This window comes from Vibrio anguillarum (assembly GCF_003390515.1).
GTDB lineage: Bacteria > Pseudomonadota > Gammaproteobacteria > Enterobacterales > Vibrionaceae > Vibrio > Vibrio anguillarum.
In genome coordinates, this window is sequence record NZ_CP031478.1 from 61,577 (window position 1) to 80,580 (window position 19,004).

At 44.6% G+C, this 19,004-nt stretch carries 18 protein-coding genes; 11 read left to right on the plus strand and 7 right to left on the minus strand.

Going from position 1 to position 19,004, the window contains the following annotated elements:
• Positions 1–57: 57 nt before the first annotated feature.
• Complete coding sequence (locus DD616_RS00240) at positions 58–963, minus strand: LysR substrate-binding domain-containing protein (RefSeq protein ID WP_013867825.1); 906 nt, start codon at positions 961–963, stop codon at positions 58–60.
• Positions 964–1,202: 239 nt separating this feature from the next.
• Between DD616_RS00240 and focA the strand changes: the two genes are divergently transcribed.
• Positions 1,203–2,654, plus strand: coding sequence for a formate transporter FocA (focA, locus tag DD616_RS00245; protein WP_094123444.1), 1,452 nt, complete (start codon positions 1,203–1,205; stop codon positions 2,652–2,654).
• A gap of 107 nt (positions 2,655–2,761) precedes the next feature.
• Here the strand turns inward: focA and DD616_RS00250 are convergent, their stop codons facing one another.
• A complete protein-coding gene (locus DD616_RS00250) occupies positions 2,762–3,634 on the minus strand; it encodes a YdcF family protein (RefSeq protein WP_208871525.1) in 873 nt (290 codons plus the stop codon).
• Positions 3,635–3,939: 305 nt separating this feature from the next.
• On the opposite strand from DD616_RS00250, the gene DD616_RS00255 reads away from it, so the two are divergent.
• Together DD616_RS00255 and DD616_RS00260 are read left to right on the plus strand one after the other, a co-directional pair.
• Positions 3,940–5,424, plus strand: a complete 1,485-nt coding sequence (locus DD616_RS00255; protein WP_026027790.1) for a peptide MFS transporter — start codon at positions 3,940–3,942, stop codon at positions 5,422–5,424.
• Positions 5,425–5,611: 187 nt separating this feature from the next.
• Positions 5,612–6,403 carry a siderophore-interacting protein gene (locus DD616_RS00260; protein WP_094164972.1) on the plus strand — a complete coding sequence of 264 codons (792 nt, stop codon included), beginning with the start codon at positions 5,612–5,614 and terminating at the stop codon, positions 6,401–6,403.
• 126 nt (positions 6,404–6,529) lie between these two features.
• Here the strand turns inward: DD616_RS00260 and phnR are convergent, their stop codons facing one another.
• Positions 6,530–7,240, minus strand: a complete 711-nt coding sequence (phnR, locus tag DD616_RS00265; protein ID WP_208871526.1) for a phosphonate utilization transcriptional regulator PhnR — start codon at positions 7,238–7,240, stop codon at positions 6,530–6,532.
• Positions 7,241–7,413: 173 nt separating this feature from the next.
• On the opposite strand from phnR, the gene rnk reads away from it, so the two are divergent.
• On the plus strand, positions 7,414–7,821 hold the full coding sequence (gene rnk, locus DD616_RS00270) for a nucleoside diphosphate kinase regulator (protein WP_026027712.1): 408 nt from the start codon (positions 7,414–7,416) through the stop codon (positions 7,819–7,821).
• 68 nt (positions 7,822–7,889) lie between these two features.
• Here the strand turns inward: rnk and yjjG are convergent, their stop codons facing one another.
• Both yjjG and DD616_RS00280 read right to left on the minus strand, forming a co-directional pair.
• Complete coding sequence (gene yjjG / locus DD616_RS00275) at positions 7,890–8,564, minus strand: pyrimidine 5'-nucleotidase (protein ID WP_017045536.1); 675 nt, start codon at positions 8,562–8,564, stop codon at positions 7,890–7,892.
• Between the two features lie 158 nt (positions 8,565–8,722).
• Complete coding sequence (locus DD616_RS00280) at positions 8,723–10,342, minus strand: NAD(P)/FAD-dependent oxidoreductase (protein WP_038171574.1); 1,620 nt, start codon at positions 10,340–10,342, stop codon at positions 8,723–8,725.
• Between the two features lie 213 nt (positions 10,343–10,555).
• On the opposite strand from DD616_RS00280, the gene fdxA reads away from it, so the two are divergent.
• Positions 10,556–10,879 (plus strand): ferredoxin FdxA, encoded by a 324-nt coding sequence (fdxA, locus tag DD616_RS00285; RefSeq protein WP_010318513.1) that lies wholly within the window; start codon positions 10,556–10,558, stop codon positions 10,877–10,879.
• 127 nt (positions 10,880–11,006) lie between these two features.
• Here the strand turns inward: fdxA and DD616_RS00290 are convergent, their stop codons facing one another.
• Complete coding sequence (locus DD616_RS00290; protein WP_047688384.1) at positions 11,007–11,741, minus strand: RNA methyltransferase; 735 nt, start codon at positions 11,739–11,741, stop codon at positions 11,007–11,009.
• Between the two features lie 132 nt (positions 11,742–11,873).
• Between DD616_RS00290 and DD616_RS00295 the strand changes: the two genes are divergently transcribed.
• From DD616_RS00295 to msrB, 3 genes are all read left to right on the plus strand, one after another.
• Positions 11,874–12,017 carry a hypothetical protein gene (locus DD616_RS00295; protein WP_013867835.1) on the plus strand — a complete coding sequence of 48 codons (144 nt, stop codon included), beginning with the start codon at positions 11,874–11,876 and terminating at the stop codon, positions 12,015–12,017.
• A 118-nt stretch (positions 12,018–12,135) separates the two neighbouring features.
• Complete coding sequence (locus DD616_RS00300; RefSeq protein ID WP_208871527.1) at positions 12,136–13,884, plus strand: formate--tetrahydrofolate ligase; 1,749 nt, start codon at positions 12,136–12,138, stop codon at positions 13,882–13,884.
• A gap of 145 nt (positions 13,885–14,029) precedes the next feature.
• Positions 14,030–15,163, plus strand: a complete 1,134-nt coding sequence (msrB, locus tag DD616_RS00305; RefSeq protein ID WP_208871528.1) for a peptide-methionine (R)-S-oxide reductase MsrB — start codon at positions 14,030–14,032, stop codon at positions 15,161–15,163.
• Between the two features lie 92 nt (positions 15,164–15,255).
• Here the strand turns inward: msrB and folE are convergent, their stop codons facing one another.
• Entirely contained in the window at positions 15,256–15,909 is a 654-nt protein-coding gene (gene folE, locus DD616_RS00310; RefSeq protein ID WP_013867838.1) for a GTP cyclohydrolase I FolE, read from the minus strand.
• A gap of 152 nt (positions 15,910–16,061) precedes the next feature.
• Here folE and moeA point away from each other — a divergent pair, with 152 nt between their 5' ends.
• Genes moeA through DD616_RS00325 form a run of 3 tightly spaced genes read left to right on the plus strand, consistent with a single transcriptional unit; the run spans position 16,062 to position 18,961 of the window.
• On the plus strand, positions 16,062–17,297 hold the full coding sequence (gene moeA / locus DD616_RS00315) for a molybdopterin molybdotransferase MoeA (RefSeq protein WP_017046934.1): 1,236 nt from the start codon (positions 16,062–16,064) through the stop codon (positions 17,295–17,297).
• A gap of 8 nt (positions 17,298–17,305) precedes the next feature.
• The gene (gene moeB / locus DD616_RS00320; RefSeq protein ID WP_017045530.1) at positions 17,306–18,055 is read left to right on the plus strand and encodes a molybdopterin-synthase adenylyltransferase MoeB; all 750 of its coding nucleotides are present in this window, start codon (positions 17,306–17,308) and stop codon (positions 18,053–18,055) included.
• Between the two features lie 21 nt (positions 18,056–18,076).
• Positions 18,077–18,961 (plus strand): sulfurtransferase, encoded by an 885-nt coding sequence (locus tag DD616_RS00325; protein WP_208871529.1) that lies wholly within the window; start codon positions 18,077–18,079, stop codon positions 18,959–18,961.
• Positions 18,962–19,004 lie beyond the last annotated feature (43 nt).

The following is a 19,004-nucleotide window of genomic DNA, read 5'->3' on the forward strand; positions in this document are numbered from 1 at the left end:
CTTATCACACCCCATATTGAGAAGTAACAAAGTAAATCATAACCAAGATTAACAAGCTTAAAGTACGCTTGGTCGTCCTTTCATCATGCGCAGTCCTTCACGCTTAATGCACTCAACCAACGGGTTTTCAGCCATATCTGCTCGCCAAATAAACGACAACGTTCTTTCCATATTCAGATCAGGCACATTGAGCGCTACCAGTTGGCCATTCTCAATAAAGCGTTCTACATCGAGGTAAGGTAAACAAGTTAAGTACGGACCATTCGCAACCATACTGCGTAGCACAGGAACATGTTCGTACTCTCGCCACACATCTAAATCGGAAATAAGATGGTGAATCGAGCTATCAAAAATATTTCGAGTGCCAGAACCGTGTTCTCTTAACACCCATTTGGCTTGTTCAAGCTGTGCAAGACTCACCGTTTTACATTTGGCAAAAGGATGATGAGCCGAAGCTATCACTGTTAGGTGATCTCGACACCACACTTCTTGGGAAATACGGTTATCATCGCATCGACCTTCAATGATACCAAGGTCATATTTGTAGTCGAGGATGCCATCGATCACCCCTTTGGTGCTTTTCACACCAAGCTCAATACGCATCTCTGGGAAATCGTTATCAAGAATGCTGATAAGGTCTGGAACGAGGTGCTCGGCAGGGGTCTGGCTGGCTCCCATACTGATTTCACCGCTAAGCAAGTGCTGATCATAAAAGCCCATTTCGATCTGCTGAGCATCTTGTAATAAACGCTTCGCTTTCGGCCTAAGCCACATTCCCCAATGAGTTAATGCCATCTGCTTTCCTTGTCTTTCGAACAAAGGGCGACCTAACATTTTTTCCAATTGTGCTAGCGACATACTGGTCGCGGATTGAGTTAACGCTAATTTATCCGCAGCTTGACTGACGCTGCCACTATCGGCAACAGCATCGAAAACTGCTAATTGTTTGAGTGAATACCGCACTGCTTTTCCTATTTAGCTTTCATCTACTGCGCGCCACACCTTTAATTTCAAGGGAGTTAATATGCGCAAACGGTTTCATTCTACTCTTTCATTTATTCATATCAATTCATTTGATGAGTAATCTAAAAATTATCAATTTTACTACTTCATGACTCGTTCGTTAGTCTGTATGGGAAGCAAGGCATGACGCTTTGTTTGAACTTGGGAGGTAATTATGAAATTGAGCTTTGGGAGCGTGTATGTCAGCAGCCTACTCTGAAAATAAACAGCTGTTCTCACCGATTGAGATGATGGCAGAAGCCGAGAAATTTGCATTAAGCAAAGCCAAGAAAAGTAGCGGTATGACACTGAGCCTTGCCATTATGGCAGGTGCTTTTATCGGCTTAGCATTTTTGTTCTACATCACTGTCACGACAGGCAGTGCTAACGCAGGTTGGGGGCTCAGTCGTTTAGCGGGTGGTTTAGCCTTTAGCATGGGGCTGATTTTAATCGTGATTTGTGGCGGTGAACTGTTCACCAGTTCCGTATTGTCGAGCATTTCTTGGGCCAATAAACAAATCAGCTTTAGCAAAATGTTATCCATTTGGGGCAAGGTTTATATCGGTAACTTCATTGGTGCCATGTTCTTACTGCTTTTAGTTACTGGGGCTGGTCTCTATCAGTTGGATGATGGTCAATGGGGGTTGAATGCGCTGAACATCGCGCAGCACAAACTACACCATACACCTGTTCAAGCATTTTCTCTTGGGGTGCTATGTAACTTACTGGTTTGTCTTGCGATTTGGTTAACGTTTAGCTCTGCCAATGCAATGACCAAAGCCGCAATGACAATTTTGCCTGTGGCGATGTTCGTCTCTAGCGGTTTCGAGCACTGCGTAGCCAACATGTTTATGGTCCCTTTAGGCATTGTGATTCAAAACTTTGCACCAGAGAGCTTCTGGCAGCAGATCGGTATCAGTGCCACTCATTACGCAGATTTGAACATTCATCAATTTGTGGTGGCAAACCTTATCCCAGTGACTTTGGGCAATATTGTCGGCGGTGCTGTGTTGGTTGGTCTCGCCAACTGGTCTATTTTCCGCCGTCCACAACTTAAAGCCGCAAACATTAGCACTATTACGGAAACAGCAACAATTACGTCAGTGAAGGAAACGAAAATGAATAAAACAATTACAGTTAAAGACATTATGAACACCCAACCTGTAACTCTAGGCGTGGAAATGCCAACCGCAGTAGCGATTGATATGTTGCTGGATAACCAGCTCGATAGTGCTCCTGTGGTTGATGTGGCTGGTCGTTTGGTCGGATTTTTCTCAGCTCACGATGTCATGGTGGATTTATGGTGCCAAGACTACCTCCCTACCGAAGGGCAAAAAGTGGTGGATCTTATGAGCCGCGATGTTATCGCCATCGATGCATCTGACCGTCTGATTGATATCGCCGAGTTTTTATGCATCGATAAAGAACAGTTATACCCTACTAGCAGCATGGGTATTGCTACCCGTTTTAGCTCACTCTCTTTAGAAGAGCGCGCAAAAAGCATGAAAGTGAACAAACCACAAAATCTCCCCGTCCTTGAAGATGGCAAGTTTGTCGGTATGCTAACTCGTAACCATGTACTGGCAGCACTACGTCCAATTTATGGCGAGCGTCTAAGCGTGGTCAAAGAGCGTACGTTAGAAACGGCTTAACACGTTGTTTTGTTCAAAACGGTTTTTGGTCAGGAAATAAGTCGCTTGACTAAAAAGCAAAGACCCCGCATTGCGGGGTCTCTTTGATTCATCTATTTCGCTTGTTACTATCCCTGACGCCACCAGCGTCCGACGCACGGGTTTTCAGGATCAAGATATCGATTCAATAACGTTAAGTTGCTGTCGAACAAAATGAGATAGGGTTGAATCTCACTGACATTTAACGCCCCCTTTGTGGCATTGATACACTGCATCAATAAATCCGTAAGACAGCGAACAAAAACCCACTTTGGGTTGTCTGCGATTTTATGGTTGATCGCTAAAATAGCCTCATATGCTATTTGGTAAGGAATGGCTCTCACTTGCGTGAGATCGCGCAAAAATGAGCCAGCCACAACACCTTCAAGATAGACACGGTAAGTCGTTAGTTGATCGACCAATAGAAACAGTTCCGCGGCTAAATACGTATAAGGGTATTTCACCGCTAGGTGATCGTGCAGATCCGGTGAAATAGCCAGCGTGATCCCCATCATTTCACAGCGTTGTTTTAGCACTCGCAGTAACCCTTGTTCATCCATTAGTTGCTGAATTTCAAAAATACGCTGCAAGTGATAGTCGTTAGAAATGAAAGTGACAGGTAATGTTTTTTGTGTGTCAATGTCACCGTTTTTTTGCAGCTCTAACGCGACGTTTTCGATATTTTCTACCGTGCTGGTTGAGTACTCTTCCAGCAAAATGCGGTTATTCGAAAGTGACACATTGAGCCGAGTAAGCTCCGATTGAAGGTAATGATACATAGCCTTCGCTTCAGAAATCTGTTGCCCTAGCGTGAGCCCACCGCATAAAGCAATGACACTATGATCGATGTCATGACGTTGTAACGCCTTAACGAGGCCATCAACACGGCTACGCCCTTCTAATGTTAATTGCTGATCAACAAGTCGTTTACCTAATACGATATAAAGATGCTCGGCTACCATCGTTATTTTTCTCTCTCCATTCCAGCCACCATAAAACTTGTGTCATAGCAATCGACATCAAGAAAGCAGCAGTATTAAAACGTATGGTTTGGTAACACGTAAATACTCCTACATGTGCATAGTGCTTGAGTCAAAAAATAAAATAAACAATCACTTTTTAAACATTACTCAAACGATAGCCACGCATTAGAAATGCTCGTGTATAAAGTAAGGTTTCTGCGATAATTGTTTCAATTTATTTATAACTACCAATGATAAAATCCACAGGAATAAACTCTAAATATCCACTGCATGGAGAGATTAATATGTGGAATAAACTCAATAAATCAATGATGTTCTGCCAAATGATGTTTGGCTTATCATTTTACGGGGTAATGGTTATCCTAACCCGTTTTTTTCTAGAAGATTTGGATTATAACGAAGCCGATACCATGATGGTGGTAGGAGCATTTTCATCCATTGGCCCCCTTTTTGCGATCGCTGGTGGTTTTATTGCCGATAAGTTCCTTGGCGCTTATCGTTCATTAACCATTGCCTACGGCGCTTTTGCTCTTGGTTACACACTACTGGTGCTGGGTGCCTCAACAACCAACGTCGCGATGGCATTAGCAGGCATCGCTTTAGCGAGCTACGCACGCGGATTAATGTCTCCTTCTTACCCCAGTTTATATAAACGCACTTTTAGCTCCCAAGAACATTTTGAAAACTGTTACCCTGTCAATTATTCGGTAAACAATGTGGGGGCATTACTTGGCCAATATTTATTCCCGATGTTTGTTTTAGTGATCGGTTTTCACGGTAGCTTTATGCTCTCAGCCATTTTGGCAGCGTTCGCCTTTGCCACTTTAATTGTGTTTAACAAATCATTAGTGAATGCTGCAGCTGAGATTGATCAAGCTCCCGTAAGCGTGAAAAACTGGCTCGCCTTTTGTGCAGTATCGTGCGCGATGGTTGGGCTAGTTTTCTTCATGTTTTCTAATATGGACATCGGTCAAAACATCGTTTATGCCATTGGTGCGGCTGCCATTTTTTACTTCATCTTTTTGATGTTTAAAGCGAATCGATCCGATACCTTGAAAATGGGCACTATTCTTATCATGACGGTGCTCACCACCTGTTTCTTTGTCTATTACGGGCAAATGATGACCTCCATGACCATGGTAACCATCAATACGATGCGTGGTGACTTATTTGGATTAATCCCAATCGCTCCTGAAGCATCAATGGCGATGAACCCACTGTGGTGCATTGTTGCTGGGCCTGTCATTGCTATGACTTTCTCTTCACTGGAAAAGCGAGGCATTAATTTTTCAACAGCCACTAAAATTGGCTTTGCATTCATCTTTACCGCCATTGCATTTGGCATCTTAACCATGGCAGTCATGAATATTGGTGCTGATGTTGTCATCAGACCAGAAGTCTTTTTGATGATCCACTTCTTCCAAGCTTTTGCGGAAGTCATTGTTGGTAGTTTAGTAGTAGCCTTCATTTTGTCAGTGGCTCCCAAGCACATCGAAAACTTTTCGGTTAGCCTCTTTTCAGTCGCCATCGCCTTAAGTGGCATTGTGGGTGCGGTGTTCTCAACCTCCATCGCATTAGAAAAAGGTCAAGTGATCAGTCAGCATATCGTCCAAAGCGTTTATGGCGACTACTTTAAAATGCTCACGATCTTAGCCGTAGTGATGGTAGCAGTGGCCATCGTTGCTTCATTGGTTGTTCGAAAAATGCTTGAAGCATCAAAAATGAACGAACGGGATGAACTTGCAGAAGTTGCACCTAACGAAGTTTAAACATCAGCAAAATGTGAGCATTATTAAGCCTCATACCATTATGCGTATGGGGCTTTTTATCTGCAAAGTTACATATTCCCATCTCTTCAAAGTAAAATAACGTAAATGATAGTTATTATCATTGAATCAATTGAGCACTCAGTTTAAGGTTATACCTACAAAAGACAAAACGGTAATCTAGAGAATAATGAAAAAAGAAACAGAACCTAAACGCTCTTTCTATCCACTCACGGTTGTGGGTAGTCAGCAGATTTCGCCTTCCCTGCAACGCATTACGTTACAGGGTGACTCAATTGAGCATTTTACACTTGAAAACGAAGGCGATTATATCAAGCTGTTGTTTAGTGAAGATGGTGGCACTGATTTGTCACGGTTAACCCCTGATCAGCGCCCAATAATGCGCACTTATACCATTCGAAGTTTTGATGCGACCAACAACCGCATTGAAATCGATTTTGTACGGCATGAGGCGGAAGATAAGCAGTGTGGATTTGCAGTCAGATGGGCGATGCATACGGCCATTGGCGATACGATTTCAATCGCTGGCCCAGGTAAAGCTCAAGGGTTGAATCCCAATGGGAAATGGTTTTTCTTAGCCGCTGACATGACCGCGATCCCTGCCCTTGCAGCTCAATTAAAACGCTTACCGCGTGATGCAAAAGGTTATGCAGTAATTGAAATTGAGCATGTGGATGACAAACAGGCACTACAGGCTCCGGAGAACATAGAGATCTCTTGGGTAGTGAAAGACAGCAGCACCAATTTGGCGACTTCGGTTATCGAGAAAAATTGGCTGGGTGAGAATGGCTCGGTATGGTGTGCGTGTGAATTTGATACCATGCGCGCGCTAAGAGAGTATTTTCGCAATGAAAAAGAGATAGCGAAAGACTATATTTATATCAGCAGCTACTGGAAACGTGGCGTCAGTGAAGATGGGCATAAACAGCTCAAACAAACGGATGCACAAACTCAGTCATAAACAGCAACAACACAGTAAAAAGGTGACTTAATAGAGGTCGCCTTTTTCATTGAATGCGCTCAATTTTCAACGAACATAGCTTTAACAGACCTAGCTTTAACGGACCTAGTTTTAACGGACATAGCCTCAGCGGGCCACGGTTAGCTTGGCTAACGACTCAATACAAATCGCGTCATGTCGCCAGTATTCGATGCCACAATCGATCAGTTCACCCTGTTGATTATAATTAATGCGCTCAACGACCATCGCCGGAGTGCCTGATGTAGCGCGTAGCGCTTGCGCCATATGACCAAGCAAAGAGCTAGTGGTAATTCGATAACGGACTGTTTGATACTCCACGGCAAAATGGTCGCGATAAATATCCGTCAGTGATTGAGACAAATCGAAAGTCAGCAAGTTGGGAAACAATTCAGGGCGCACGTAATTCGTCACATAGACCACGGGGCGATCTTCTAAATAACGCACACGATCAATTTGGTAAACATCCGAAAACGGCTTCAATCCCAATAAGAGCGATGCTTGTTTATTGGCTAATAGCGCTTTTGCCATCATCAGTTCCGTTTTTGGTACTCGGTTTTGTGCTAAAGCCATGTTGGTAAAATTCAGAGTTTGGGTTGGGTCGTAACGTATCGGCTCGGGAGAAATAAACCAACCTCGCCGATCTTCTCGGTAGATCTTGCCATCCGCTTCCAACAGAGACAAAGCCTCACGCAGGGTAACGCGTGTGGTATTAAACGACTCTGCAAGTTTTCGTTCAGGGGGTAATTTTTGACGAGGGGCAAGCATGCCAGCATCGATTTGTTCAACAATCACATCTTTAATTTTTACGTACTGCACAACATCCACTCCCAGCCTAAATACGTGCATGCTAAATTCATAACAAACTGATACCGTATTATTTGCATTCTATGTCGAACAAGATTAATGTCATAGCCTGAATCGCAATAACATTGACGTTAATTTTTATACCGCCTAGCTTTTGGGCGGTATTTCTTTTTGGAGTATTAAAAATGTCAAACTTAGCACCTGTCTTAGTTTCAAGCCTTGATATGGACAGAATATCCGCATTACTGGATGGCATGCCTAAACTAACGCCAGAGTTAGAAAAGCTCGAGGCTGAGTTGGATAGAGCCACCATTGTCGCCCCACAAGAGATGCCAAATAATGTGGTGAGCATGAATTCGACCGTACGCTTCAAGTTTATCGACAGTGATGAAGTGATCGAAAAAAATCTTGTGTATCCGCATGAAGTGAAAAGCAGTCAAGATATCTCTGTTTTTGCCCCAGTAGGCAGTGCATTGTTGGGCCTAGCTGTTGGTCAACAGCTCAGTTGGCCAATGCCAGGTGGTAGAGAAAGAGTGATTGAGATTCTTGATGTAGTTTATCAACCTGAGCGTGACGGTGAATTCAACCGCTAACGAATCGATTTGTTGGTGTGGAGGTCGATATCATCACTCCACACCCCAAGCCACATCATTGTAAATAATTATGCGACCAAAATATCTTTAAGCTCGTGCAATGAACGCACATGGTAGTGTGGCTCAATACCCTCAACAGCACTTGCGCCAGTAGAGTTTAGCCAACAGGTCTCAATACCAAAATTCAAGCCACCTAGAATATCGGAATGCGGGTTATCTCCTACCATCAATACACGATTTTTAGCAGGGTTGCCCATTTTGTCTAACGCGTAGGCAAAAATCCCGTGATCAGGTTTCGCTACACCAACCTCTTCTGAAATAATCACGTGGTCAAAGTATTCACTCATCCCCGTTCTTTGCAAACGAATCGCTTGAAGTTCGGTAAAACCATTAGTAATGATGCCAAGTTTCGCTCGACCTGTAAGGGCATCCAATAACTCTTTTGCTCCTGGTAGTGGAGTACAAATATCAGCCATGGCTTCAAGAAACGCGCTGTTTAATTCCGTGGTTGTCGTCGCGAGCTTTTCTGCCCACTCTGCAAAACGAGTATGCTTCAACTGCGCCGCCGTGATATCACCATTTTGGTAGTCGACCCACAGTGGTTTGTTAACTTCTTGGTACTGCGCAAAATCTTGCTCAGTAAACAACACTCCTTTGCGCTCAAACATCAGCTGCATACCTTTGAAAGCATCAAAATGAAACAAGGTCTCGTCAGCGTCAAATAAAATCCAGTCGTACTTCATGATCTCTCCTCATAATGTTCGGGCTAGTTTAGATTGTTTTTAGTTAAATGATAATCTCTATCAGAAGAAACTTTTAAAATTCAATTTGATAACGAATCTAATCGTCCCTGTAATAAAAAAGGCTCCAATGAGCCTTTTCTTATGCTTAATATTGCAAATTATGATGCTTTTTCAGCTTCGTTAACCATAGAAAGCGCCAATGCTTCGGCCGCTTTAATACCATCAATGCCTGCTGATAAAATCCCGCCCGCATAACCTGCACCTTCACCTGCCGGATAAAAGCCTTTCAGGTTGATGCTTTGGAAATCTTTACCCCGTTTAATGCAAATGGGTGATGACGTGCGAGTTTCTACTCCAGTTAACAAACCATCCTCAGAGGCAAATCCTTTGATCTGCTTATCAAACGCTGGGATCGCTTCACGAATGGCTTCAATAGCAAAATCAGGCAACGCTTTTGAAATATCTGTCAACTTGATGCCGGGTGTAAAAGAGGGTTCGACATCACCTAACGCACTCGGATCACGACCTTGTAAAAAGTCACCAATTTTTTGTGCTGGCGCATCGTAGTTTTCGCCGCCAAGTTGATAAGCTCTTGATTCAAGCTCACGTTGGAAGCGCACGCCCGCTAGCGGATCACCGGGATAATCACGTTCAGGATCAATACCCACCACAATCGCACTGTTAGCATTACGTTCTGCGCGAGAATATTGGCTCATGCCATTGGTCACAACGCGCCCCTCTTCAGAAGTAGCCGCCACTACCGTGCCACCGGGGCACATGCAGAAGCTATAAACAGTGCGGCCATTCTTACAGTGGTGAACCAATTTGTAGTCCGCCGCGCCAAGAATGGGGTTACCCGCATTCGAACCAAAACGCGCTTCATCAATCATTGATTGTTTATGTTCAATACGGAACCCTACTGAAAAGGGTTTGGCTTCCATATAAACGCCACGTTCATGCAGCATTTCAAAGGTATCACGTGCGCTATGACCGACCGCAAGGACAACATGACGCGTTTTAATTTCTTCACCATTTGACAGCGTAAGCCCGGTAATTTGCCCTTCTTCGATGTGAATGTCATCAACACGAGTACTAAAACGAATTTCACCGCCTAATTCGATAATTTTGGCACGCATTTTTTCAATCATGGTCACCAATTTGAACGTGCCAATGTGCGGTTTGCTCACGTACATGATTTCAGCAGGTGCGCCCGCAGCGACAAATTCTGTAGTGACCTTACGACCATAGAAGTTAGGATCTTTCACTTGGCTATAGAGTTTTCCATCAGAAAAAGTTCCCGCTCCACCTTCGCCAAACTGCACGTTAGATTCAGTATTCAATGTACGTTTACGCCAAAAACCAAAGGTATCTTTGGTGCGTTCGCGCACTTCTTTACCACGCTCGACAATGATTGGGTTAAACCCCATTTGAGCAAGAATCAGTCCTGCGAATAGACCACAAGGGCCAAAGCCTATCACCACTGGGCGCTCAGTAAGATTCGCTGGCGCTTGAGCAACGAATTTGTACTCCATATCCGGCGTCACTTTCACATGCGGATCATCAGCAAACTGAGCAAGCAACTCTGTTTCATTCTCCACGCTCACATCTAGCGTGTAAATCAGCATGATTTTCGTTTTCTTACGAGCATCGTAGCCACGTTTAAACATATTGAATGAAAGAACTTGTTCATCAGCAATACCAAGTTTTTCAGTAATAGCAGCAAAAATTGCCCCTTCCTCGTGGTCCAAAGGAAGTTTAATTTCGGTTAAACGTATCATGTCGGTGTCTCGTTTTAGTCGGTGTCTTAGCCAAAGCCGCAAGCGGCCCGCTCACAATGGCGCGCATTTTACGGGAAATAGCGTTATCTGTCATACTAAATCCCGAATTCATCACACGTTACGCTAGATATTCATAGCGTTGGATGTTGAAATTTAACTTGGGATGCGTATTATCCCCATTCTTCATTTTTGACTAACTAAGAGCTGATCATCATGGCGTTTGTCGTAACGGATAATTGCATCCAATGTAAATTTACTGACTGTGTCGCGGTATGCCCTGCAGATGCCTTTCACGAAGGCCCCAATTTTATGGTGATCAACCCCATTGAATGCATTGATTGCGGTTTATGTGTTCCTGAATGTGCAGCTCAAGCTATCTTTCAAGAAGATGAACTCCCAGAAGATCAGAAGATTTACATCGAACTCAATGCTGAGCTTGCCGATATATGGCCGGTGCAAACCGAAGTCAAACCAGCCATGGATGATGCTGAAAAATGGAATGGCGTGCCAAACAAACTGGGGATGTTAGAGAAGTAGTCTTTTCTTTTTATAACTAGCGTTATAAAAAAAGCGCAAACACGGCATCCGTTATCACGCTTTTTGACGACAATCCAAAGCAACAACTTTTAAGCTTTACTTATTGACCGAGTGATCTTGGTTTGATCTAGTGATGTTGGCGGCGCAGGTTATCCAAAATAATACCCGTAGCCATTGCTACGTTAAGTGACTCTGCTCCCCCGAAGGCGGGAATGGTGATTTTGTCGGTGACATATTGAGCCGCTTCGGCACGAATACCATGCGATTCACTGCCCATCAATAAAATCCCTTCTGCTGCAAATTTCGTATGATGTACGCTCTCACCTTCTAAAAAAGCCCCATAAACAGGTAGATTTGAACTCTGTAAATAAGCACTCAAATCCACTTGGCTCACCGTAACACGCCCAAAGCTACCCATGGTGGCACTGATGGTCTTGGGATTGTATGGATCGGCGCAATCGTGGCTAGCGACAATGTGTTTAATGCCATACCAATCAGCAACACGAATAATCGTCCCTAAATTACCGGGGTCAGAAACACCATCGAGAGCGATCATCAATCCTTTCGCTTCAGGCACCGTCACTTCGGGGATCTCAACGACGGCGATTGCCGCATTATTGCTCACCAAGGTGCTGGCTTTGGTTAAGTCATCTAATGTGGCCTCAATGCATTCAAAAACACTAAGCTCAACGCGGTTTTGTGCGATAAACTCCGCAGTGGCAAAAACCTGCTTCACCGTCAGTTGGCTGTTAATCAATTCCAATACGTTCTTTTCGCCTTGCACTAAAAACAGGCCATGAGCCTTGCGCTGTTTCTTTTGGCCTAAAGCACGAAGTAGTTTCAGTTGGTTTTTTGAAATCATAAAATATCCGCAGTGAGGTAAGGTTGGCCTAGTAAAAACGCCGCATTATAGAGTAAAGGCCGTCAGAGCTAAAGCAGTGTAAGCCGAGTTTCAATACCATATGTTCAGTTACTAACAAACAAGGAAATCCATATGAAACGTTTTCTTCCCTCTTCCGTTATGTTAACCCCCTTTGTCGTCAAGCATTATGATCAACAAGATAGTGATCAACTTGAAGATGATCACCATAAAGAGCCCAACGACAATGACACAAAAGAGAACGAAGAATCGAGCTAAAAGCTCAGACATTAGTTTATAATCCACTCATTAAATAACTTTACAACCCATTTTTTGACGTTATTATCGCGACGCAAACGTTTTCCCAACCCGTACAATACTAAATAATGAGGGTTTTATGCTGCCTGATATTGAAATTTGCCGCGCCACTTCATTAACCTCCATAGAGGCTATCGCTAACAAAGCAGGATTCACCGCCAGCGAATTCCACAGCCAAGGCCGCTTTAAGGCGAAAATTTCATTAAGTTGCCTTGAACGTTTGCAAACACAAACGGTTGGAAAGTTAATCCTTGTGACTGCCATTACTCCAACGCCATTAGGGGAAGGAAAAACCGTCACGACCATCGGCCTATCACAAGGAATGGCAAAATTGGGTCATTCGGTGATGGCATGTATTCGTCAACCCTCAATGGGACCAATCTTTGGTGTTAAGGGCGGAGCCGCTGGCGGCGGTTATTCACAAGTGGCACCAATGGAAGAGCTCAATTTGCATCTCACTGGCGATATCCACGCCGTCACAGCGGCGCATAACCTAGCGGCAGCGGCGATAGATGCCCGGATCTATCACGAACAGCGCCTTGGTTATGACGATTTCGAGCAACGCACCGCAATGAAAGCACTGCGTATCGACCCGAATAATGTGGTTTGGAAGCGAGTGATGGATCACAACGATCGCGCATTGCGCATGGTTACCGTTGGCCGAAATGAAACGGATAAATCAATCAATGGCTTTGAGCGTGAAGATGGTTTTGATATTTCAGCGGCTTCTGAGCTGATGGCGATTCTTGCATTAGCCAAAAACTTAAACGATCTGCGTCAACGGATTGGGCGGATTGTCGTCGCCTATAGTCACCATGGTACACCGATTACCACCGAAGATTTACAAGTCGCTGGGGCGATGGCTGTCAGTATGAAAGAGGCGATTGAACCTACATTAATGCAAACGTTAGAAGGCGTACCGACACTGATTCACGCCGGGCCTTTTGCCAATATCGCGCACGGTAACTCTTCTATTATCGCTGATGACATCGCCACAAGGTTAGCCGAATTTACTGTAACAGAAGGCGGCTTTGGCTCTGATATGGGATTTGAAAAGGCGTGCAATATTAAAGCAGCGACATCTGGGAAAGCGCCAGATTGCGCCGTTATCGTCACCACACTTCGCGGCTTAAAAGCGAACTCTGGTCTGTATGAATTGCGTCCCGGCCAGCCAGTTCCCGACACTCTATTTCAGCCAGACCATGCCGCGTTGGTGTCCGGTTTTGAAAATCTCAAATGGCATATTGAAAATGTGGGTAAGTATGGAATACCCGCCGTAATTGCCATTAACCGCTTTCCACAAGACAGCCAAGAAGAGCTTGAGCAGCTCGCAATGATGATTCACGCACTACCCTACCAGGTAGAGGTTGCACTGAGTGAAGGTTTTGCTCTTGGAGGCGAAGGGACGACTGAGCTTGCTTCCAAAGTCATTAAGCAGTGTCAAAAAGTGAGTACGTTCACACCGTTATACCAAGCACAGCAGACGATCGAAGATAAGATCAACGCCGTAGCGAAAAAGGGCTATGGCGCGGCAAGCGTCACTTTTAGTGATAAAGCACGACGTCAAATGCACAACATGCAAGAGCAAGGTTACGGGAAGCTTGCTGTCTGTTTGGCGAAGACGCCACTTTCAATTTCAACCAACGCTGCGATTAAAGGCGCACCAAAAGGTTTTGATGTACCGATTCGCGAATTAAAGCTCTGTGCGGGTGCTGGCTTTATCTATGCGCTATGCGGCAACGTGATGACCATGCCGGGTCTTCCTGAAAAACCCGCCTTCATGTATTTAGACATTGATTCTAAAGGAAATATCATCGGCCTAACCTGATATTATTGTTCGAAATTAACCTTTCTGAGCACAAATCTTCGGGCTCAGAAAGGTTTTCTTCACGCTATTTGTTTTCTTTCTCTGTAATTTTTTGCGCTTTTCACCGTTCTTTACCAGTATCAATAAAAAATAAGTAAGGTCGGTTATGAAACGTTTTACTCCCTTTATATTCTCAATAGCACTTATTGTTCCTATTCTGTTTTCGCTATTTAGCCAAGCAGAAACTCAGCCTAAAACCATGCCCAGCATTGGTAATCAGCAAATCGCGACATTAGCTGGGGGCTGTTTTTGGTGTACAGAATCTGATCTTGAAAAACTCAACGGTGTCATTAGCGTTGTCTCTGGTTATGCGGGTGGCAGCCTTGAAAACCCTACCTATAAACAAGTCTCATCAGGAAAATCGGGCCACATTGAAGTGATTCAAGTGACCTTTGATCCGCAAGTTGTCAGCTACGAAAATGTATTGGATCATTTTTTCCGCCACATTGATCCGACAGATGATCAAGGCTCGTTTGTTGATAGAGGCCCACAGTATCGGCCTGCCATTTTTTATCACAACAGTGAACAGAAGCAGACTGCGCAGCGTTTTATGCAAGAAATCGATGCGCTAGGGATCTTCAAAAAGCCGCTCAAAACAGAGCTGATTCAATATAGCCAATTTTGGCCTGCTGAAGAGTACCACCAAGACTTTTATAAAAAGAGCAAAGTACGTTACACCTACTATCGTCATGCTTCCGGACGTGACCAATATCTTGATACCATCTTCGGTAAAGATCGTAATGAGCATCCAAAAACCTTACGTCAATTGATCGAAGCGCAAAAAATGCAAAACAACGTTAAGGCATACACCAAACCTTCGAATGAAGAAATACGCGCCAAATTGACTGATTTGCAATATTACGTGACGCAAGAAGAAGGTACTGAACGCGCATTTAAGAATGAGTATTGGGATAACAAAGCCGATGGTATTTATGTCGATGTGGTCAGCGGAGAGCCATTATTCTCTTCTACCGACAAATACCGTTCTGGTACGGGCTGGCCCAGTTTTACTCGGCCAATTAATGAAGCGTATATTGCGACCAAAAGCGATTCTCGGCTTTTTTATACCAGAACCGAAGTGCGCAGCCGTTTTGCAGATTCTCACCTAGGCCATGTCTTTGAGGATGGACCAGCACCAACCGGCTTACGCTACTGCATGAACTCTGCCGCGATGCGATTTGTACCAAAAGAGGCGATGCAAGCTGAGGGCTATGGCGAGTACTTGGTTCTGTTTAAATAAGGCGTGCGTGGTAAAACTAAAAAGCCCTCGACTTCACTTGCGAGGGCTTTTTAGTTGATCAACATTAATCGATGGACTCAACTGAGATTCGATTAATGTAAACCATGGAAAAATTCGGCGCGGGTGGCAGGGTTAGATTTAAAAATACCGCCTAATGCTGTGGTGGTCGTTTCACTGGTCGCATCCATAACACCACGTGACTTAACGCAGTAATGAGTGGCATCAATGGTGACCGCGACATCGTCTGAACCGAGTAAGGTTTGCAAAGCCACCAGAATCTGCTGTGTCATTCGCTCTTGAACTTGGGGGCGCTGAGCAAAAAAACGTACAATACGGTTAATCTTAGAAAGACCAATTATCTTGCCTCTTGGGATATACGCCACCGCGGCTTTACCATCGATAGTCACTAGATGATGCTCACAGGTGCTGGTCACGGTAATCTCTTTTACGCGCACCATTTCACTGACGTTCATCTTGTTTTCGATCACAGTAATTTTGGGGAAGTTTTGATAATCGAGGCCAGAAAACACTTCATCCACATACATTTTCGCAATTCGATGGGGCGTCTCTTCTAAACTGTCGTCGGTCAGGTCAAGACCGAGTAGTGTGAGGATCTCACGCATATGGTGTTCGATTTTTTCTTTCTTTTCTTCACGAGTAACCTCATTTGGACGCATAGGCGTTTCCAAACCTCGGCTCTCTAGCGCATCTTTGACCAACTTTGCTGATTCGCTAAGACCTAGCATTCCGATTCCTCTTACTTTTTACCCCTTTCGGATGGCAGACAAGGATACTCGGAATTTTGAATAATTACATCCATATTTTAAGGATGGTCATTATTGCCCGTAAGCAATGTATGATAAAGTCCTCGCAAAGAAAAAAGCTATAGGAACCGACCATGGGCTGTTGTGATTCACCGGGCTTAATGCCTATCGAACAAGCGTTAGAGACAATGTTAGCGAATATCAAACCCATCCAAACGACGCTGAAACTACCGCTAGCCGACGCATTAGGCTATGTGTTGGCCGAAGAGTTACTCTCACCCATTTTTGTGCCGCCTTTCGATAACTCAGCGATGGATGGATACGCTATTCGATTAGCTGACCTGCAACAGTCAACCACCCTGCCGCTGGCTGGCAAATCTTTTGCCGGTCTTCCATTTGAAGGGCCGTGGCCAGCCAACAGTTGCGTGCGAATTATGACTGGCGCGAAAATTCCAGCTGGTTGCGACGCGGTGATCATGCAAGAGCAAACGACCGAAAACGAAAATGGTATCTGCTTTCTACAGCCGAATGCGAAGCCTCAGCAAAATATTCGCCCCACTGGTGATGACATCAAACAAGGCGATGTAGTGCTACATAAAGGGGCTCGCTTGACTTCGCGTGATATCCCAATGATTGCCACACTCGGCATCAGCCATGTGACCGTTTTTCGTAAACCCAAAGTGGCCTTTTTCTCAACTGGAGATGAGCTAAAACCACTCGGTGAACCTCTTGCTGAGGGGCAAATCTATGACAGCAATCGTTATGGCATTAAACCATTAATTGAGAATTTTGGTTGTGAAGCGATTGATCTTGGGATCATTGCTGATTGCCCTGCCACTTTAAAAGCTACCTTTGATAAAGCTCAACATTTGGCCGATGTGGTTATTACTTCTGGCGGCGTAAGTGTAGGCGAAGCTGACTATACCAAAGATATTTTGCAAGAACTCGGAGAAATCGGTTTTTGGAAACTGGCAATAAAACCGGGCAAACCGTTTGCATTTGGAACATTAGATCATGCTTGGTTCTGTGGCTTACCTGGCAACCCCGTCTCAGCCGTATTAACCCTATACGTCTTGGTGCAACCTATGCTGGCTAAATTGGCTGGACACACTCAGTGGAAAGCACCGGAGTCCATTCCAGCCATCACTAAAAATGCCTTTAAAAAATCACCGGGCCGTACTGACTACCAACGCGGTATTTACACAATTGAAAATGGCCAGTTTGTTGTTGAAACTACCGGAAATCAAAGTTCGGGAGCATTTCGTTCGATGAGCCTCGCCAACTGTTTTGTGGTGTTAGAGCAAGATCGTGGCCGAGTGGAAGTGGGCGAAACCGTCAATATCCAACTTTTTAATCCCAGCTTGTACTAAGGATCACTATGGAGATCCTATCTGATCAGGAGCTACTTCGTTACAACCGACAAATCATTCTCAAACAGTTTGATTTTGAAGGACAAGAAGCACTTAAACAAAGCTCTATTTTAATTCTTGGCGCAGGAGGATTGGGCTGCGCTGCAAGCCAATACCTTGCCACGGCAGGTGTTGGTTCACTCACGCTCATCGATGATGATGTGGTTGAGCTCTCTAATTTACAGCGCCAAGTGCTGCATAGCGATGCCGATATTGGACGTAAAAAAGTGGACTCAGCGGCAGAGTCACTGCGTATGCTTAACCCGTATTTAACGGTAAATACCGTTGATCAACGCCTTGAAGATGCACAATTGAAAGCATTAATTGAACAGCATTCTTTGGTGCTGGATGCATCAGATAACCTTGATACTCGTAACCAATTGAATAAAATCTGCTTTCAAACTAAAACACCACTGGTATCTGGTGCCGCGATTCGTATGGAAGGGCAAGTCAGCGTGTTTATGTATCAGCACCCAGACGAGCCCTGTTACCAATGTTTAAGCGCTCTTTTTGGTAGTAACGTACTCACTTGCGTCGAAGCGGGCGTAATGGCCCCTGTCGTCGGGATTATTGGCGCGGTACAAGCGATGGAAGCGATCAAAGTGATCGCTCAATATGGGCAGGTAAAACAAGGCAAAATTTTGATGTTGGACGCTCTTTCAATGACGTGGAGAGAAATGAACTTAATCAAACTCGCTCACTGCCAGACTTGCCAGTAAATGAACGACAAAGACTCAATAATGTCTTTCTCGTTCGTCCACCGCATCAGCCCACACAATAGGAGAGTTAAACTCATGTCACCACTCGTCTCCCCCCAATGGCTAGCACAAAAGTTAGGCGACCCGCGCACCGTTATTCTTGATTGCAGTATTGAATTCCAAATTCCCAGTGAAACTGAGAAAGATACTCTGCATAACATTCCCGGCGCTCGCCGCTTTGATTATGATGGTGAATTTTGTGACCTACAATCGCCACTACCTCATATGATGCCTAGTGAAGATCGCTTTAACCAATTAGCACAATCGATCGGTTTAAACCACGATTCGATCGTCGTTGTCTATGACAATAGCGGGACGTTTGCATCACCGAGGGCATGGTGGATGCTCAAAGCGATGGGACATGCGTCGGTATACGTTCTTGATGGTGGATTAACCGAATGGAAACGCCAAGGTTTACCCGTTGTAAAAGAGTACACACATGCCTTTAAACACGGAAACTTCCATGGCACGCTCGATCCTCGCTATTTTGTGAACGCAGACTATGTGCTTGCACAAATAGAGAACCCAGAGAGCTTAACTGTTGATGCACGTTCACAAGCCCGTTTTTTGGGTCAAATGAAAGAACCAAGAGAAGGCGTGCGCAGTGGCCATATTCCTCACTCTATTTGCTTACCTTTTACAGAGTTGATGAACGGGCATAAGCTTAAATCACCGCAAGATCTACAACCTATTATGAAAGCGACGCTGACTGCTGGAAAAGAGCAATACATTTTCAGTTGTGGCTCAGGCGTAACCGCCGGTATTGTGCTGCTGGCTGCGCAAATTTGCGGCTACGAAAAACTGTGCGTTTACGATGGTTCGTGGACAGAATGGGGGCAGTGCACTGAGCTGCCTATTGAGCTTTAGTCTCTGAATCAAATCCCCATCATTGTGGGGATTTGATCATGTT

What these genes read in the sequence shown, in the direction of transcription:
- folE (WP_013867838.1), bottom strand. Translation starts at nt 15,909, where the DNA reads ATGCTAGGTCTTAGCGAATCAGCAAAGTTGGTCAAAGATGCGCTAGAG.
- fdxA (WP_010318513.1), top strand. Translation starts at nt 10,556, where the DNA reads ATGGCGTTTGTCGTAACGGATAATTGCATCCAATGTAAATTTACTGAC.
- moeA (WP_017046934.1), top strand. Translation starts at nt 16,062, where the DNA reads ATGGGCTGTTGTGATTCACCGGGCTTAATGCCTATCGAACAAGCGTTA.
- DD616_RS00325 (WP_208871529.1), top strand. Translation starts at nt 18,077, where the DNA reads ATGTCTTTCTCGTTCGTCCACCGCATCAGCCCACACAATAGGAGAGTT.
- DD616_RS00290 (WP_047688384.1), bottom strand. Translation starts at nt 11,741, where the DNA reads ATGATTTCAAAAAACCAACTGAAACTACTTCGTGCTTTAGGCCAAAAG.
- yjjG (WP_017045536.1), bottom strand. Translation starts at nt 8,564, where the DNA reads ATGAAGTACGACTGGATTTTATTTGACGCTGACGAGACCTTGTTTCAT.
- focA (WP_094123444.1), top strand. Translation starts at nt 1,203, where the DNA reads ATGTCAGCAGCCTACTCTGAAAATAAACAGCTGTTCTCACCGATTGAG.
- DD616_RS00255 (WP_026027790.1), top strand. Translation starts at nt 3,940, where the DNA reads ATGTGGAATAAACTCAATAAATCAATGATGTTCTGCCAAATGATGTTT.
- DD616_RS00250 (WP_208871525.1), bottom strand. Translation starts at nt 3,634, where the DNA reads ATGGTAGCCGAGCATCTTTATATCGTATTAGGTAAACGACTTGTTGAT.
- DD616_RS00260 (WP_094164972.1), top strand. Translation starts at nt 5,612, where the DNA reads ATGAAAAAAGAAACAGAACCTAAACGCTCTTTCTATCCACTCACGGTT.
- DD616_RS00295 (WP_013867835.1), top strand. Translation starts at nt 11,874, where the DNA reads ATGAAACGTTTTCTTCCCTCTTCCGTTATGTTAACCCCCTTTGTCGTC.
- DD616_RS00280 (WP_038171574.1), bottom strand. Translation starts at nt 10,342, where the DNA reads ATGATACGTTTAACCGAAATTAAACTTCCTTTGGACCACGAGGAAGGG.
- DD616_RS00300 (WP_208871527.1), top strand. Translation starts at nt 12,136, where the DNA reads ATGCTGCCTGATATTGAAATTTGCCGCGCCACTTCATTAACCTCCATA.
- rnk (WP_026027712.1), top strand. Translation starts at nt 7,414, where the DNA reads ATGTCAAACTTAGCACCTGTCTTAGTTTCAAGCCTTGATATGGACAGA.
- msrB (WP_208871528.1), top strand. Translation starts at nt 14,030, where the DNA reads ATGAAACGTTTTACTCCCTTTATATTCTCAATAGCACTTATTGTTCCT.
- moeB (WP_017045530.1), top strand. Translation starts at nt 17,306, where the DNA reads ATGGAGATCCTATCTGATCAGGAGCTACTTCGTTACAACCGACAAATC.